Genomic DNA, 15,689 nt, shown 5'->3' with positions numbered 1-15,689 from the left:
CATGACACAGCTGACCCGCCCCCTGCGCGCGCTCGCCGGGATCCTGAGCGCTGCGCTTGTGCTGGCCGCCTGCAGCGGCGGGCCGCAGGATGCGCCGCTTGAGGTGGAAATCATGCAGGTCGTCGGCCAGCAGGTAAAACAACGCCTGAAGCGCCAGCCCGAGCGTCCGCCGGTGACGCGGGCGCTGCTCGACAGCCTGGATGAGACCTATATCGAGGTCACCATCGAGGACGACGGCCAGCGCGCCTATCTGCAACCGCAGCTGGTGAAACAGGACAGCACCCCGGGTCAGGTCACCGTCTGGCTGACCGAGGACGCGGTGACGCTGGCGATGCGCAACGGGGTGCTCACCGCCACCCGCGGGCTGCGCAACGACATGCTGTCTTCTTCGGCGCTGCTCCGCGAGACCGGCGGCGCCATGGGACCTGCGGGGGGAGCGACGGGCGCGCGGCGCTATGAATTTGCCGCGCTCGACAACCGGTCGCAGGTCTTCACCCTGGCCTGCACCGTTTCTGATCTGGGCCTGGAGACCATCGAAATCATCGAGTTAACCTATCAGACCCGACATCTGCAGGAACGCTGCGAATCCGGCCCGGGGGGCGAATCCGGCGTGGTGGTCAACGATTACTGGGTCGATTCCCGCAGCGGCCATCTGTGGCAATCGCGGCAATGGGCCGGTCCCACCACCGGCTATCTGCGTATCCGCCAGCTGACACTTTGAGCGAATTGTCGCCTTTTTCGCCTTATTTCCCCCGCATTTCGCAGGGGGTGAGCGGTTTTCGCGCAACGTTCAAAAAAAATGTTTTTTTCTGCCCGCTGCAGCCTCTCCTTTCGTTGAATTGAAAGGAGACCTCGCATAGGGTCACCCTCAAAGGTCTCCACAGGAGTTTGGATCATGAAACAGTTCTTCGCAGCATTCGCACTGGTCGCAATGGCCGCAACATCCGCATCCGCACAGGCAACTGGCGCCGCAGCTGCCGGTAACGGCGGCGGCAGCGGCAGCGGTGGTGCAGGTCTCGGCGGCGGTCTGGGTGCAGGCGGTATTGCAGCAGGTGTGGTCGCGGCAGCGGTCATCGTTGGTGTTGTCACCAACGACGACAACGAAACCGGTACCACCACCACCACCACCACGACCGGCAACGGCAACTAAGCCAGAGGGTCGCAGCCGGTATTCTCCGGCGGATGATATTTCGAAAAAGCGGGTCCTCTGTGGCCCGCTTTTTTGCACCCTGTTGAAGCCTCTTTCGCAGCGGTTTATAGCCGAGGGTCAGACATTGATGCCAGCCGCATCGCTGAACTCCGCGGTGGCCGTGACCGCACCGGCGAGATCTCCGCCCGGATCTGACGCCGCTGCTGCGCGCCTCGGAAACTGTGGGTGCCGCGTTGAAGCCCTGCGCCTGGCCGATATCGTCAAGGTCACCTCCGGCTCGACCCCCGAGTGGCGGCACAGGTCGATGCGCTTTACCGCCAGGTACTGCAGGCGGCCGGCAGCAAATGGAATTTCCTCAACTTCCGCCCGGGTCTGGTGGGCGGGCACTGTATCGGCGTCGATCCCTATTACCTGACGCATAAGGCCGAAAGCCTTGGCTATCATCCCGAGATCCTGCTGGCGGGGCGGCGGCTCAACGATGGCATGGGCGCCTATGTGGCCGGCGAAATGGTCAAGGCGATGCTGCGCCGCGGGTTGCCTGTCGCGGGCGCGCGGGTGCTGGTGATGGGGCTGACCTTCAAGGAAAACTGCCCCGATCTGCGCAACACCCGGGTCATCGACGTGCTGCACGCGCTTGAGGAATTCGGTGTCCTCCCCGAGGTCCACGACCCCCATGCCGACCCCGAGGAGGCGCTGCGAGAATATGGTATTAACTTGGTAACCGAGCCCGCCGCGGGGCGCTATGACGGGGTAATGCTGGCGGTGGCCCATGATACCTTCCGGCAGATGGGCGCCGAGGCGATCCGCGCCTATGGCACCCCCGGCGCGCTGCTTTATGATCTGAAATACATCCTGCCGCCCGAGGCCTCGGACCTGCGCCTTTAGGCAGCGGTCGGCTTTGGGGCATATCAACGGAAAGAAGACCCGACCCATGCGCAAACTCTTTGGTACCGACGGGGTGCGCGGCACCGCCAACACCCACCCGATGACCGCCGATATGGCGCTGCGCATCGGCGCTGCCGCCGGACGTTATTTCCGGCGCGAGGCCGGCGGCGTCCACCGGGTGGTGATCGGCAAGGACACCCGCCTCTCCGGCTATATGTTCGAAAACGCGCTGACCGCTGGTCTGACCTCCACCGGCATGAACGTGCTTCTGCTGGGCCCGGTGCCGACCCCGGCGGTGGGGTTGATGACCCGCTCGATGCGCGCCGATCTTGGCGTGATGATCTCGGCCAGTCACAACCCGGCCGAGGATAACGGCATCAAATTCTTCGGCCCCGATGGATTCAAACTGTCGGATCAGGCGGAGATCGAGATCGAAGCCCTGATCGAAGCCGGGGTGGAACCGGCGCAGGCAGGCAATATCGGTCGCGCCAAGCGGATCGACGATGCGCGCTTTCGCTATGGTGAGCGGGTGAAATCCTCACTGCCGCGCGATATCCGTCTGGAGGGGCTGAAGGTGGTGGTGGATTGCGCCAATGGCGCCGCCCACCGCGCCGCGCCGGAAATCCTCTGGGAGCTGGGCGCCGAGGTGATCGCCATGGGCACATCCCCCGATGGCACCAATATCAACCGCGGCTGCGGCTCCACCCAGCCGCAGGCGGCGGCCGAAATGGTGGTCGCCCATGGCGCCCACGTGGGGATCTGCCTTGATGGCGATGCCGACCGGGTGATCGTCATCGACGAGAACGGCGCCATTGCCGATGGCGATCAGCTGATGGCGCTGCTGGCGGCGCGCTGGTCCGAGGCGGGCCAGCTGGCAGGCGGCGCGCTGGTGGCCACGGTGATGTCGAACCTCGGGCTGGAACGCTTCCTTCAGGACCGGGGCCTGAGGCTGGAACGCACCGCTGTTGGCGACCGCTACGTGGTTGAGGCGATGCGCGCGGGCGGGTTCAACCTTGGCGGTGAACAATCCGGCCATATCGTGATGAGCGATTACGCCACCACTGGCGACGGGCTGATGGCGGGGCTGCACGTGCTGGCCGCCATGGTGCAGACCGGGCAGGCGGCCTCTCAGCTGGTGCGCCAGTTCGATCCGGTGCCGCAGCTTCTGAAGAACGTGCGTTTCGGCGCCGGGCAGACACCGTTGGAAGAGACCGGCGTTCAGGACGCGATCCGCGACGCCGAGGTCGCGCTGAACGGGCAGGGGCGTCTGCTGATCCGCAAATCCGGCACCGAGCCGCTGATCCGGGTGATGGCGGAATGCGAGGATGACGCCCTTCTGATGCGCACCGTGGATCAGGTGGTCGAAGCCGTCGAAGCCGCAACCGCCTGACGGGTCCCTGGATCAGGCCGACAGGCGCGGGGCTTCTTCAGCCATCAAATCCTGATCTGATGCGCTCTGGCCGGTGCGGAACCGGTCCAGCGCTGCGGCCATGGCCTGCGCCTCCTGCGACAGGGAGATGGAGGCCGAGGTTACCTCTTCGAAAAGGGCGGCATTCTTGGTGGTGGCATCGTCCAGATTGGCCACCGCGCCATTCACCTCCTGCAGGTTGCTGGACTGTTCGGCCGAGGCGCGCGAGATATTCTGCATCAGCTCGGCGGCGCTGGAGACCGATTGCGAAATCTCGTTGATCACCTCGCCGGTGCGCCCGACCAGATCGGCGCCCAGTTCCACATGTTCGCTGCTTTCGGCCACCAGGCTGGCGATCTCGTTGGCCGCCTCTTTCGAGCGATGTGCCAGGCTGCGCACCTCCGAAGCCACCACCGCAAAGCCCTTGCCCACGGATCCGGCCCGCGCCGCCTCGACCCCGGCATTCAGCGCCAGCAGATTGGTCTGCTGGGCGATGCTGTCGATGAGGCCGATGATCTTGGCGATCTTGTCCGAGCTTTCCTTGATCGCCTCCATGGCGGCAAAGGTGCGCTGTACCACATCCATGCTTTCGCTGGCGTTGCGGCGCGCGGTCTCCACCGAGGCCGAAGCCTCGCCCGAGGCCTGCGCCGTGCTTTCGACCGAGACCGACAATTCGTTGAGCGCTGCCGCGGTGGAGGCCAGGGTCTGCGCCGAATGCTCGGAGCGGGCCGACAGATCGCGCGCGGCGCCGGAAATCTCGGTGGTGCCGCTGGCGGTGGATTGGCCGCTCTGGCTGAGGCTGCGTACGGAATCTTCCAGCGCGCCAAGCGCCCGGTTGAAATCGTCGCGCAGCTTGCCGTAGCCCGCGCTCATCTCGTCGTGGATCCGTACCGTCAGATCGCCTTCGGCAAGCCGTTCCAGCCCCTGGCCGATGGCGCTGACGGCAGCCGTCTGCTGCGCCAGATGCTGCTGGCGTTCGGCCTCGGCCGCCTTTGAAATCTCTTCCTTTTCCACCAGCCCGTTGCGGAACACCGACAGGGCCTGGGCGATGCGGCGGATTTCGCTGCTGGAACGCTCAAAGCCGGTGACCGGGCTGAGATCGCCGCCCGCCAGGTTTTCCGTGGTCTCGCTGATCCGGATCAGCGGCCGGGTGATCAGCAGCCGGGTCAGCACCAGCGCCGCCAAAAGCACCGCCGCCGAGACCGCCCAGAGGGTCTGCATCCGGGTTTGCGCCGCCTTCACATCGCGGGAGACGGAGCCGGCCATCTCGGCGATGGCGCCTTGGTTGTCGGCGCTGAGCGCCGCCGCCCGCAAGGCGATTTCGGCCACGGTACTGGCCGCCTCCTGCGAGGCAGAAACGGTTTCGGCGCGGGCGCGGATCGTGGCGATCCGCGAGGCGGCAAGGCCGGTCTCCGGATCGGCATCGGCAGCGATCTGTTCCAGATCGGCAGCGAATTGCCCGCCAGCAATATCGCGAAAGGCCATCAGCGCCGTGGCCGCCGCCTGCAGCGGCGCAGCGGCCTCTTCGACCGCGGCGGTGCGATCAGCGGCCAGCACCTGCAGCGCCGCCACCTGCAGGGCGTTGACCTGCGTGTTCATTTCCAGAAGCTGTTTCAAGACGCCGATTTCATTGTCCAGCAGGCCCTGCACCGCATCGCGGCTTTCCTCGACGGTTTCCTCGGCGACGATTTCCAGCACAAAGACCATGTCCTCGATCGCCTTGTGCAGGACATTGGCGCTGGCCTGGCGGTGATCCAGCACCAGGGGGCGCAATTCTTTCTGTTCAGAGCGGCGCGCGTTCATCATCTGGTCAAAGATGGCAAGCGCCTCTTCGACGATGCCGGCTTCAACCGGGTCTACCTCCATCTCCACCAGCCGCTCGGGCAGGTTTTCCAGCCGCGCGGTCGAGCTTTTGGCGATATTGGACAGGGCTTTTTTCAAAGACGGATCCCGGGTCTGCCCCAGCGCCAGCGCCACCCCGGACAGAAGGTTGATATCGCCCTGCGCCTCCAGAAGGCTTTGCAGGCCGGCAAAATTTTCCTCCACCAGCACCAGAAGCGCGTCTTCGATCGCGGACATCGTGGCATCGCCCCCGGTCTGCAGGTTGGAATAGGCGGCCTCGGCGGCGCTCAGCAGCGTGTTCTGCAGATGCTGGCTGTTCTCTTGCAGATCATCGATCTGCGCCGCGATCCGGGCCTCGCTGTCAAAGGTGGTTTCCCGCGCCGCCATCAGCGCATTCAGCGACTGCACCGTCTGGGTCACCACGGCCTCATACTCGGCGCGCAGATCCGAGGGCAGGCCGGTGACCTCCTCCTGCAGGCGCTGGGTCGCCGCCTCCATCTGGCTGCGGCGGTCCTGCAGCTCTGCGGCATCATCGGCCAGCAGGATATCTGTCATCGCATTGCGGGTCAGGCCGGTGGCCTCGGTCAGCCGGGCGCTGACCTCCAGCTGCGGCAGCATGTCCTGAGTCAGCACCCCCATGTCATCGGACACCCGGGCAAAGACCAGCGACACCAGCACCCCGATCCCGGCCGAGGCAGCCCCCATCGCCAGCAGGATCAGCACCAGCTTGGCCCCGATGCTGGAAAACGGCCGGAAGCGGTGCCGGGCGGACGGCCTGTCAGCTGCGGGATCTGCGGTGGGATCGACTGCGGGATCTGCGGAGGACTTGTGAACCATACTGTATCACCTGTAGCAAAGCGCCGCCCGCCTGCCCAGCGGAGGGCCTGCGGATCGGATGGGGGGCAAACAACCGCAGCCTATCAGCCTGTGGTTTAATTTTATTTTAGCCCTCTCACCCCTTTTTCAGATAATTTGATCGGGTTGATCGGACGCGGTCACGCCCGATGTGCAGCCAGCTGCTTTTCGGGGTAAGGTCAGGCGGTTTCTGAATATTTTCAGTGCCCTGTACAGTTTCCAATCTGGCCTTCTATCTCGTCTCCTCCCTGTTCGGGACTGGATCGGGGCCCGTCGGCCGCTTCCGCCCCGCCCGAAAACATGCCCAAAATGCGACGCTTTGACGGTTTTTCTCCTGATTTGAACCGCTTACTAACGGTTGGCTGCTAGTTTTCGTATCATCGGGGCAGAAACCGACGCCCAACCGCTGCCTGAACGCCTCTTTGCACCCGGCAAAGGGCGCGCTGCAGGCGGCCCGGGCGCGACTTGGATCTGTCCTGAACGTGTCTGGCACCCGGCTGGCACCCTTGATACAGGGCCGGTCGTACTAGGATTTAAAGAGGTTTTCGGTGACGCAGGCAGAGCATGCCCAGGATGATACGGCGCTTCGCGCCCTGATCGGCGCAGCCCAGAGCCCCATGGCCCTGCTCGGCGGCGATGGCGCGATCCTGCATGCCAACAAGGCCTTTGCGCGCCTTGTGCCGCTGCGCCCGGGTCCGGCGCCGGGTATGCAGCAGTTCGTCTCCCCGCCGCCGCTGTCGCCGGAACGGCTCAGCCCCGGCGCAGGCCCGGCGCGGATCACCACCATGGCCGCGAGCGGGGACCGGCTGCACTGGAATATCAGCGCGCTGCGCCCCGGTCTGTTCCTGATCGAGCTGACCCGCTCCCAGAGTTTCTGGCGGCGCCGGTTCTATGCCCGGCTGCGCGGCCTCGCCCGTGCCACCCAGAGCCCGGTAATTTTCTGTACCCCGGAGCAGCGCATCCGCTGGATCAACCCCGCCTGCGAACGGCTCACCGGCTACAGCAACGGCGATGCGCAGAACCTCAACCCCAGCGAGATCCTGCAAAGTGCCCATATGGATCCCGAGGGCACCGCCCGCATCACCCGGGCCATGGCCGCGCAGCGACCGGTCACCGCCGAGCTGCTGAACCGCGCCCCGTCCGGGCGGGAATACTGGCAGATGCTGGATGTCACCCCGCTGCACGGCCCCGACGGGCAGCTCGAAGGCTATGTGGCGGTGCTCACGGATATCACGCCGCTGAAACAGGCCGCCGAAGAGAACATGCGCAGCGCCCGGCTGGGCCGGATCATCGAAGAAAGCCTGCATGAAATCTATGTCTTCGACCCCGACAGTCTGAAGTTCACCGAGGTGAACCGGGGCGCCCGCGACAACCTCGGCTACAACATGAAAGAACTGGCGCAGATGACGCCGCTGGACATCAAGCCGGATTTCACCCCTGAAGCCTTCCGCAAGATGGTGGAGCCGCTGACCTCGGGGCGGCAAAGCGTGCTGCGCTTCAAGACCCGGCACAAGCGCCGGGACGGCAGCTGCTATCCGGTGGAGATCACCCTGCAGCTGATGATGGACGATCAGCCCTGGTTCGTGGCCATGGTGCAGGACACCAGCCTGCGCGATGCCAGCCAGCAGGCGGCGGAAGTGGCTCATGCCAGGCTGGTGGCCGCGGTCGAGGCGCTGCCGGACGGCTTTGTCTACTATGATGCCGATGATCGGTTGGTGCTGGCCAATGCCCGTTACCGTGAAATCTATTCCGCCAGCGCCCCGATGATCCGCGAAGGCGTCCGGTTTGAGGACATCCTGCGCTACGGGCTGGAGCATGGCGAATATGAAGAGGCCAGGGGCCGCGAAGAGGACTGGCTGAAGGAACGCCTGGCCCAGCACCGCAAGGAAAGCGGCTCTTTGCGCCAGCGGCTCAGCAACGGGCGCATCCTGCAGATCTATGAACGCAACACCCCCGATGGCGGCCGGGTCGGCCTGCGGGTGGATGTCACCGAATTCGACGAGGCCCGCGCCCGCGCCGAAGCCGCCAATGCCGCCAAGACCGCTTTTCTCGCCAATATGAGCCACGAGCTCCGCACCCCGATGAACGGCATCCTCGGCACCCTGCAACTGCTGGAGGACACCCGGCTCGACGCCGAGCAGAGCGAAATGCTGACCACCGCGGAAACCTCGGCACAGGGGCTGCTGTCGATCCTCAACGACATTCTCGATCTGGCCCGCATCGAAGCTGGCAAGGAAGAGCTGAACATCGCCCCCTTCGTGCCGAAGACGGTGCTGGAGCAGGTCGCCTCGCTGCACCGGGTGGTGGCCGAGCGCAAGGGCGTGGCGCTGGAACTGGTGCTGGCACCGGGCACCGGCACGGCGCGGCTTGGCGATGCCCGCCGGATCGGCCAGATCCTGCATAACCTCTGCGGCAATGCGCTGAAATTCACCGAAGTTGGTGAGGTGCGGCTCAGCGCCGAATTCTCGGGCGACGGGCACCTGTGCCTCGAGGTGCGCGACAGCGGCATTGGCATGACCCCGGAAGAGCTGCAGCGGGTGTTCGGTAAATTCGAACAGGCCGACAATTCCAGCACCCGCGCCTTTGGTGGCACCGGCCTGGGCCTCGCCATCGTCTCGGAGCTGGTCACGCTGATGCAAGGCCAGTTGGAGATCGCTTCAGAGCCGGGGCAGGGCACCACCATACGGGTGCGGCTGCCGCTGGAGCAGGCCGATGATGCGGACGCCGCGCCCCCCGAGACAGCCCCCAAAGCGGACGCGGAGACAGCAACAGGGACGGGCGCTGGTCTGCCGACGCCCCCCTCGGAGGCTCTGCTCCTTGCCCAGCCCCCCGCAGGATCTGAGACCTCCGGCCCGCCGCTGCGCATCCTGGTGGCCGAGGACAACGCCACCAATAGGCTGATCATCGGCAAGCTGCTGAGCCGGATGGGCCATCAGGCGGTGCTGTGCCACGACGGGGCAGAGGCCGTCGCCACCTGGGAGCCGGGGGCCTTTGACTGCCTGCTTATGGATATTTCCATGCCAAAGCTCTCTGGCATCGAGGCGCTGCACGCGATCCGCAAACAGGCTGGTGGCGCGGATCTTGCCCCGGTTTTTGCGGTGACGGCCCATACCATGCCGGACCAGGTGGACTCGCTGCTGGGTGAAGGGTTTGACGGGGTGCTGAGCAAACCGATCCGCACCATGGACCTGAGCCAGGCCCTGTTGCGCTGCCGGTCCGGGAACAGGCCCGAAAGCGGGGCAGATCCCCGGCCCGCAGGTCAGGCGTGATCCGGCCTGCGCCCAGGGTCTAAATCCCGCCTAAATCCCGATAGCACAGAACATATTTAACATAATATACATTATGAGACACATGACTGACAGCCGGGGCACATTCTAACCGGGGCACATTCTAAACTGGGTTGTGCCAAATACCATGCCTTGCTGGAAACGACGAGCGCGGCCATGGCGCCAGCCATCGCAAGGGTTATTCGCTCCATCATAGACGATAGCCCAGAAATGCAATGCCCTGCAGTCTTAACCGGTGCGGCTTACCCGCACCGGCTGTGATCTATTCCCGGGTCAGGCACGCGTCAGTCGATGCGGCGCAGGAAGCCGCCCTTTGCGACGGTGATCAGCAGGCGTTCGTGGATCTCGCTATCGGTCTCGAAGCTGCTGCTCTCCTGCAGGTAGGACTGCACGGCGGTATAGGGATTATTGCCCTTGCCCCAGGGACGGTCCGGATAGGTGTCCTCTTCCATGTCTTCGACCAGAGTGTCGAACACCACGCAGTAGCTGCCGGAGGAGGTGAGCGGGGCATAGGCACGCAGCTCTTCCAGGACGTGTTCATGGGTGTGGTTGCTGTCGAGGCAGACCAGGATCTTCTTGTAGTCGGCCGCGAAATCGCGGACCTGGCTGATGATCTCGGGATCCACCGAGGAGCCCTGGATCATCTCGATCCGCGAGCGCATCGGATGGGCGTCGATGGCGGCGCGGTTGTGGGCGCGGATGTCGATATCAATGCCCAGAACCCTGCGCTTGGAGACCGCCGGATCAAGGCTTTCTCCGGCTTCGATGGCATCGACCATATCCAGCATGGCCAGCATCGAGGCGGAGAACACCAGCGAGCCGCCATGAGCGATGCCGGTTTCGATGATCAGATCCGGCCGCAGCTCGTAGATCAGCTCCTGCATGGCGACGATGTCCTGCGGGTACTGAATGATCGGGCGGTCCATCCAGTGGAAATTATAGGAATATTGCGCCTTGGCGGAGCTGCGCAGGAAATCCAGCGCGGTTGTCTGAATAGTGGGGTTTGCACCCATTTCCTTGATGCGGCCGGTAATCTCGGTTTTGAAGTCGGTCATGGTGTCAGTCTCTTGCTCGATAGGGGGATCAGATGGGAAGCGGGGCATCGGTGCGGTGGCCGATCACGCAGGGCGGATCATCCGGATTGCCGGGGCGGGCGCCAAAGATCAGCAGATCCCGGCGACCGTATTGGTCGGCGATGCTTTCGGCCAGGGCGCGCACCGAAATGCCGGTGCCGCTGCAGATATTGCTGATGCCGCTGCGCGCGGACAGGGCATCCTGAACCAGCAGGGCAGCGGCGGCATCGACATCCATAAAGTCGCGGATCTGTGTGCCGCTGCTAAGCTCCAGCGGACGGCCTTCGGCCAGATGCGCATGCAGCGAGGCGACCAGCCGCCGGGGGTCCTCTTCCGCTCCGTGCAGGTAGAACAGCCGCGCCCAGAGAAAGGAGACACCGGCCTGCGGCAGCGCCGCTTGCAGAGCGGTTGCGCAGGCCGCCTTGGCGGCGGCATAGGGCGACTCCGGCGCCAGCGGTGTATCCTGGAAGGCCTGGCCGCTGCTCAGATCGTATTCCAGGCAGGTGCCGAGCCCCACGAAACGCGGCACCCCGGCCTGCCGGGCGCCTTCGGCCAGAGCCATGGTGCCGGCTACACAGTGCAGATTCTTGAGCGAGGTCTGGTATTTGCCCGGCTCCGCATACCAGGCCATGTGCAGCACCAGATCATAACCGCGGGCGGTTTCCGCCCACCAATCGGCGGGTTGCGCAAAGAGATCCTCGACCTCGACGACGCGGTCCCGGGGATCCGGGGCACAGATGCGCCCGGCCGAACCCTTCCGGATGACATGACACAACTCATGGCCGCCTTGGCGCAGCTGCCGGGTAACAGCGCGGCCGACAAATCCGGTGGATCCAGTCAGAAGGATACGCATCATTGCTGCCCGCAGCCTCTCTTCATACGAATTTCTGCTCCAGCTGGGTGCCTGTGACATGCGCCAGCGCGCGCTCCCGCGCGGCGTCGCACAAGGCTTCCTCCTCGCAACCGAAATCGAGGACGACATCCCGCTCGGTGACACCCTCGGCCTCGGTCACGCGCCGGAGCGGCAGGATGGTGAAGGTCTTGAGCTGCTGCAAAGAGGCCTCCGGATACTCGCCAATGACCGCGACCCCCTCGGCCCGCAGGGTCTCGGGCAGTTTGACACAGGCAAAATAGAGCGCCGCCGTACTGCGGATCTGCGCCATCGGAACAGGCAGGTTATCGACCTGCCCCAGCCCGCGCAGCCGCGCCGCCAGCGCATAGTTTTCCAGCGGGTCGGCGCCCAGATTCACCCGCAGCCGCAGCCCCGTGAGCATGCGTTCGATCGGGTGAATCCGCAGATAGTTGGCAACCATATCCGGCTTGGTCAGACCGCCATGGGTCAGGGCCAGACCATAGAGAACCTCCAGGCCACCGCGGTAGATGTCCCAGGCGCTCATGACATCGCGGAACCCCAGCTGCGAGCGTGTATCGCCTTCGAAGTGACGGCTGACGGAGATATAGAAGGGGTCCTTGGCATAGATCAGATCCCCCGCCCCCAGGTATTCGGCAGGAATGGTGAAGGCCCAGAATGCAATATCGGTGGCGATCGGGTGCAGGGCGCGGAAAGCCTCCCGGCGCAGGATGCAGATTTCCGAGTAGATGCGGTGTTCTACGATATGCTCCAGCAGCTGGGCATATTTGCCCTGACCAATGGTGACATCGCGCGGCTGGCTGTAGAATTGCGCTTGCACCTCGCCGGTGACCAGATCCTTGATCTGCCAGGGGGCATAAAGACCGCTGGCGGAGGGGTTGGCCTCCAGCATGGTGATGGCACTTTGCAGGGCCTCGGGCTGCAGCCGGTCGTCATCCGCGAGATAGACGAGATACCTGCCCTTGGCCGCGCTCATCACCGAATGAATGTTCGGCACCGCCCCGATGTTTGTCTCCTGCCGGAAGGTTCGCAGAGGCAGCCGCTCCCGCGCCGCCTCCAGCACAGCCTGGGTGCTATCTTCGGAAGCATTGTCAGAGACCAGAACTTCGGTTTCAAAGGGCAGCTGCGGCAGGATCTCCTCCAGATGCGCCAGCACCGTCTCCAGATATCTGGCCCGGTTGAATGTTGGAATGCAGATACTGAGTTTCAGGTCTGACATACGTGAAGTTTCCTGTTCGAATGTGCTGGGGGTCCGGCCGCAAAGCCGGAAGTCAAAGAGAGAGAGGCCAGACAGGCCGGTTCCAGGGTCACGGTACGGGACAGACGGCAGAAACTGCCGCGCTGATCTTCATGTGGATGCGGCCGGTAGTGAAAGGCGCCAGGCAGGGACAAGGCGGACAGAAGCGGATCTGACATGGGTCAGGTCCAGGTCTTCCAGGGCGCCTGATCACTGTTCCACAGGCCTTCCAGATAGGTCTTGTCGCGCAGCGTATCCATCGCGCTCCAGAACCCGCGGTGCTTGTAGACCGACAGCTGCCCCTCCTGCGCAAGGTTCTGCATCGGCCCCTTTTCCCAGATCGTCTCTGGTCCTTCGATCTGATCCAGCACCGAGGGTTCGCAGACGAAGAAGCCGCCGCTGACCCAGTGGTTGTCGCCCGCCGGTTTTTCCACGAAACCGGTGGCGGCGCTGCCGTCCATCTCGATGCTGCCATAGCGGCCGGTGGGTTGCACTGCGGTGACCGTTGCCTGACGGCCTTCGGCAAAGTGAAAGCCAAGGAGGCTGGTCAGATCGACATCGGAGACCCCGTCGCCGTAGGTCAGGCAGAAAGTCTCGTCCAGATACGGCCGGGCATAGGCCAGGCGGCCGCCGGTCTGGGTCAGCTCACCGGTGCTCAGCATGGTGATACGCCAGGGCTCGGCGGAGTGGTTCAGGATATTGAACTCTCCGGTGCCCAGATTGACGCTCACATCTGCATTATAGAGCAGGTAGTTGGTGAAATATTCCTTGATCATATGGCCCTTGTAGCCACAGAGGATGACGAAATCCGTCAGCCCATGGGCGCTGTAGGACTTCATGATGTGCCACAGGATGGGTTTGCCGCCGATCTCCAGCATCGGCTTTGGCCGCAAGTGGGATTCTTCGCTGATCCGGGTGCCCAGGCCGCCGGCCAGAATAACAACTTTCATGCACTTGCTCGCATCATTTTCAATTTCTCTTGAAATTTAGCGATAAGCGGACGCGGTTAATTTTCTTTTACCCGGATGAGGTGTTTCGAGTTTGGTAACCATTTTCTCCTAGGCCTTCAGACATCAGCCCCGTACTGGAAATCCCGCGCTGGAAACCCTTGCAAAGATGGATCATGAGCCGACCGCTGTCGCCCCGCAGACCCCTGCCCGCCTGCTGCACAAGGTGCCGCGCCCTGCGGGATCACCAAGACGTGAGAACCGGAGCAGGAAGGATCGCGGACAGGTCCAGCATCACCGGCAGCCGTCAACTGCAGCATGTTTCCTGACCCAGACGGCAAGACACCAACAGGCAGAGCACCAGAGGCACGCCACTGCAGATAAGGCACCAACGTGAGCAACACTGACTTCGACAGCGCATCCTCATTCTGGCAGGGGCGCCGTGTATTTGTGACCGGGCATACCGGGTTCAAGGGCAGCTGGCTGACCGCCTGGCTGCTGCAGATGCAGGCCCAGGTGCGTGGTTTTGCGCTGCCGCCCGCGATGGAGGGCGTGCCCGAGGGACGCCAGAGCTTCTTTGACGAGCTGGGCCTGGCGGCGCAGATCGACCATGTGCCGGGGGATGTGCGCGATCAGGAGGCGCTGCGCCAGGCGGTCAAGGGGTTTGACCCCGAGATCGTCATCCACATGGCGGCGCAGCCGCTGGTGCGCTATTCCTATGCGGCGCCGGTGGAAACCTATGCGACCAATGTCATGGGCACCGTGCATCTGCTGGAGGCCTGCCGCACGGCGGCGCCTTCGCTGCGCTCGGTTGTCGTGGTCTCCAGCGACAAATGCTACGAGAACCGCGAACAGATCTGGGGCTACCGGGAAACCGATGCCATGGGCGGCCATGACCCCTATTCCAGCAGCAAGGGCTGCACCGAACTGGTCACCGCCTCCTACCGCAATTCCTATTTCCCGCCGGACCGACTGGCAGAGCATGGCGTGGCGCTCTCCTCGGGGCGGGCCGGCAATGTGATCGGCGGCGGCGACTGGAGCCCGGACCGGATCGTGCCGGATGCCATGCGAGCCTTTGCCAGTGGTAACCCTCTGCACCTGCGCCACCCCGGCGCCCTGCGCCCCTGGCAGCATGTGCTGGATCCGCTGGCGGGCTATCTGCGCCTTGCCGAAATGGGAATCTCCGACCCCGGGCGCTGCGCTCAGGGCTGGAATTTCGGCCCGGCCGATCACATGACGCTTTCTGTCGAGGCGATGATTTCCGGTTTTGCCGAAACCCTTGGGCCGGAATTCCAGTGGAGCAGCCAGCCGGACAACAGCCTGCATGAGGCGAACCTTCTCAAACTGGATTGCAGCGCCGCGCGGCAGCTCTTGGGCTGGCAGCCGATGCTTGACGCCGACGACATGACAGCCTGGACCGCGGATTGGTACCAGGGCCAGGCGCCAGAGCAGCGCAACGCAACCACCGCGCGGCAGATCAGCGAATACCGCCGCCGCCTGGCTGCGGCCTGAGGCGCAGGGACTTGCCCTGAAAGGCTCCGACCGATCCTGCTGCCCTCCGTGTCGGCACGATACGCGGGGCCATCCGCTGCAACCCTGCTTCGGCCTTCACATGAACAGCATGACGTTCCGGCACCCTATGCCCGGAACGTTACGATCCTTGATTAAAATCAAGAACACCCCCTGCGAACCATGCCACCCTCAATGTGGTTCGCGATTAGAAGGGGCTGGATCGCGCGTGGGGGTGATGCGCGCGAGGCGGACCATTCAGGAAAACAGCAACGGGGGCACCGGGAGCATGGTATCTTTGCACGCAACCAGAACCGCAGCGGCGCTGTTTCTGCTTGTTCTTGCGACCGCCGCTCCGGCCGATCCCCCCGCACCCGGGGGTGGCTGTCGCCTGCTGAGGACGCAGGCTGCGGTGGTCTGCAAGGCCAAGGTCTCCTGCCGCAGCTCTGCCCCGGCGGTCGCGGCCATCCGTCCCTTGTTCTTCCACTGCGCCGCAGGCCAGCCCCTGCCCCGCCCCGTTGCCGAGGCCGCCATCGGCGCCTTCAAATCTCCGCGTTATTTCCGCTGCTGCATCGGCAACGATCTTCTTTCCATCCTGCCGACTGCTTCCACATCCGACTGAAAG

At 64.1% G+C, this 15,689-nt stretch carries 11 protein-coding genes and 1 pseudogene; 7 read left to right on the top strand and 5 right to left on the bottom strand.

Annotated features, from left to right (window positions below; all coding sequences use genetic code 11):
• Position 1: 1 nt before the first annotated feature.
• From SM766_RS19110 to glmM, 4 genes and pseudogenes are all read left to right on the top strand, one after another.
• A complete protein-coding gene (locus SM766_RS19110) occupies positions 2-721 on the top strand; it encodes a YjbF family lipoprotein (protein WP_368948797.1) in 720 nt (239 codons plus the stop codon).
• Positions 722-895: 174 nt separating this feature from the next.
• The gene (locus SM766_RS19105; RefSeq protein WP_368948796.1) at positions 896-1,150 is read left to right on the top strand and encodes a hypothetical protein; all 255 of its coding nucleotides are present in this window, start codon (positions 896-898) and stop codon (positions 1,148-1,150) included.
• Between the two features lie 244 nt (positions 1,151-1,394).
• Positions 1,395-2,035: pseudogene (locus SM766_RS19100) on the top strand (nucleotide sugar dehydrogenase); the annotation flags it as partial.
• Positions 2,036-2,081: 46 nt separating this feature from the next.
• Complete coding sequence (gene glmM, locus SM766_RS19095) at positions 2,082-3,425, top strand: phosphoglucosamine mutase (protein ID WP_368948795.1); 1,344 nt, start codon at positions 2,082-2,084, stop codon at positions 3,423-3,425.
• 12 nt (positions 3,426-3,437) lie between these two features.
• Here the strand turns inward: glmM and SM766_RS19090 are convergent, their stop codons facing one another.
• Positions 3,438-6,122: a methyl-accepting chemotaxis protein gene (locus tag SM766_RS19090; protein ID WP_368948794.1), complete on the bottom strand. Its 2,685-nt coding sequence runs from the start codon at positions 6,120-6,122 to the stop codon at positions 3,438-3,440.
• A gap of 566 nt (positions 6,123-6,688) precedes the next feature.
• Here SM766_RS19090 and SM766_RS19085 point away from each other — a divergent pair.
• The gene (locus SM766_RS19085; protein ID WP_368948793.1) at positions 6,689-9,409 is read left to right on the top strand and encodes a PAS domain-containing hybrid sensor histidine kinase/response regulator; all 2,721 of its coding nucleotides are present in this window, start codon (positions 6,689-6,691) and stop codon (positions 9,407-9,409) included.
• A gap of 302 nt (positions 9,410-9,711) precedes the next feature.
• On the opposite strand, the gene SM766_RS19080 is transcribed toward SM766_RS19085, so the two are convergent.
• The 4 genes from SM766_RS19080 to rfbF form a co-directional block, all read right to left on the bottom strand.
• Positions 9,712-10,482, bottom strand: coding sequence for a cephalosporin hydroxylase family protein (locus tag SM766_RS19080; RefSeq protein ID WP_368948792.1), 771 nt, complete (start codon positions 10,480-10,482; stop codon positions 9,712-9,714).
• Between the two features lie 28 nt (positions 10,483-10,510).
• Complete coding sequence (locus tag SM766_RS19075; RefSeq protein ID WP_368948791.1) at positions 10,511-11,356, bottom strand: NAD-dependent epimerase/dehydratase family protein; 846 nt, start codon at positions 11,354-11,356, stop codon at positions 10,511-10,513.
• A gap of 19 nt (positions 11,357-11,375) precedes the next feature.
• Positions 11,376-12,590 carry a glycosyltransferase family 2 protein gene (locus SM766_RS19070; protein WP_368948790.1) on the bottom strand — a complete coding sequence of 405 codons (1,215 nt, stop codon included), beginning with the start codon at positions 12,588-12,590 and terminating at the stop codon, positions 11,376-11,378.
• A 200-nt stretch (positions 12,591-12,790) separates the two neighbouring features.
• The gene (gene rfbF / locus SM766_RS19065; protein ID WP_116560461.1) at positions 12,791-13,558 is read right to left on the bottom strand and encodes a glucose-1-phosphate cytidylyltransferase; all 768 of its coding nucleotides are present in this window, start codon (positions 13,556-13,558) and stop codon (positions 12,791-12,793) included.
• A 390-nt stretch (positions 13,559-13,948) separates the two neighbouring features.
• Here rfbF and rfbG point away from each other — a divergent pair, with 390 nt between their 5' ends.
• Together rfbG and SM766_RS19055 are read left to right on the top strand one after the other, a co-directional pair.
• Positions 13,949-15,067 carry a CDP-glucose 4,6-dehydratase gene (rfbG, locus tag SM766_RS19060; RefSeq protein WP_368948789.1) on the top strand — a complete coding sequence of 373 codons (1,119 nt, stop codon included), beginning with the start codon at positions 13,949-13,951 and terminating at the stop codon, positions 15,065-15,067.
• A gap of 286 nt (positions 15,068-15,353) precedes the next feature.
• Complete coding sequence (locus SM766_RS19055; RefSeq protein WP_368948788.1) at positions 15,354-15,686, top strand: hypothetical protein; 333 nt, start codon at positions 15,354-15,356, stop codon at positions 15,684-15,686.
• Positions 15,687-15,689: the final 3 nt, after the last annotated feature.

The organism is Pseudophaeobacter sp. A-200-2 (assembly GCF_041008815.1).
In the GTDB taxonomy this organism is placed as follows: Bacteria; Pseudomonadota; Alphaproteobacteria; order Rhodobacterales; family Rhodobacteraceae; genus Phycobacter; species Phycobacter gallaeciensis_A.
The sequence above is the reverse complement of the archived record's forward strand: the minus strand, read 5'-3'. Positions and strand labels throughout refer to the sequence as shown.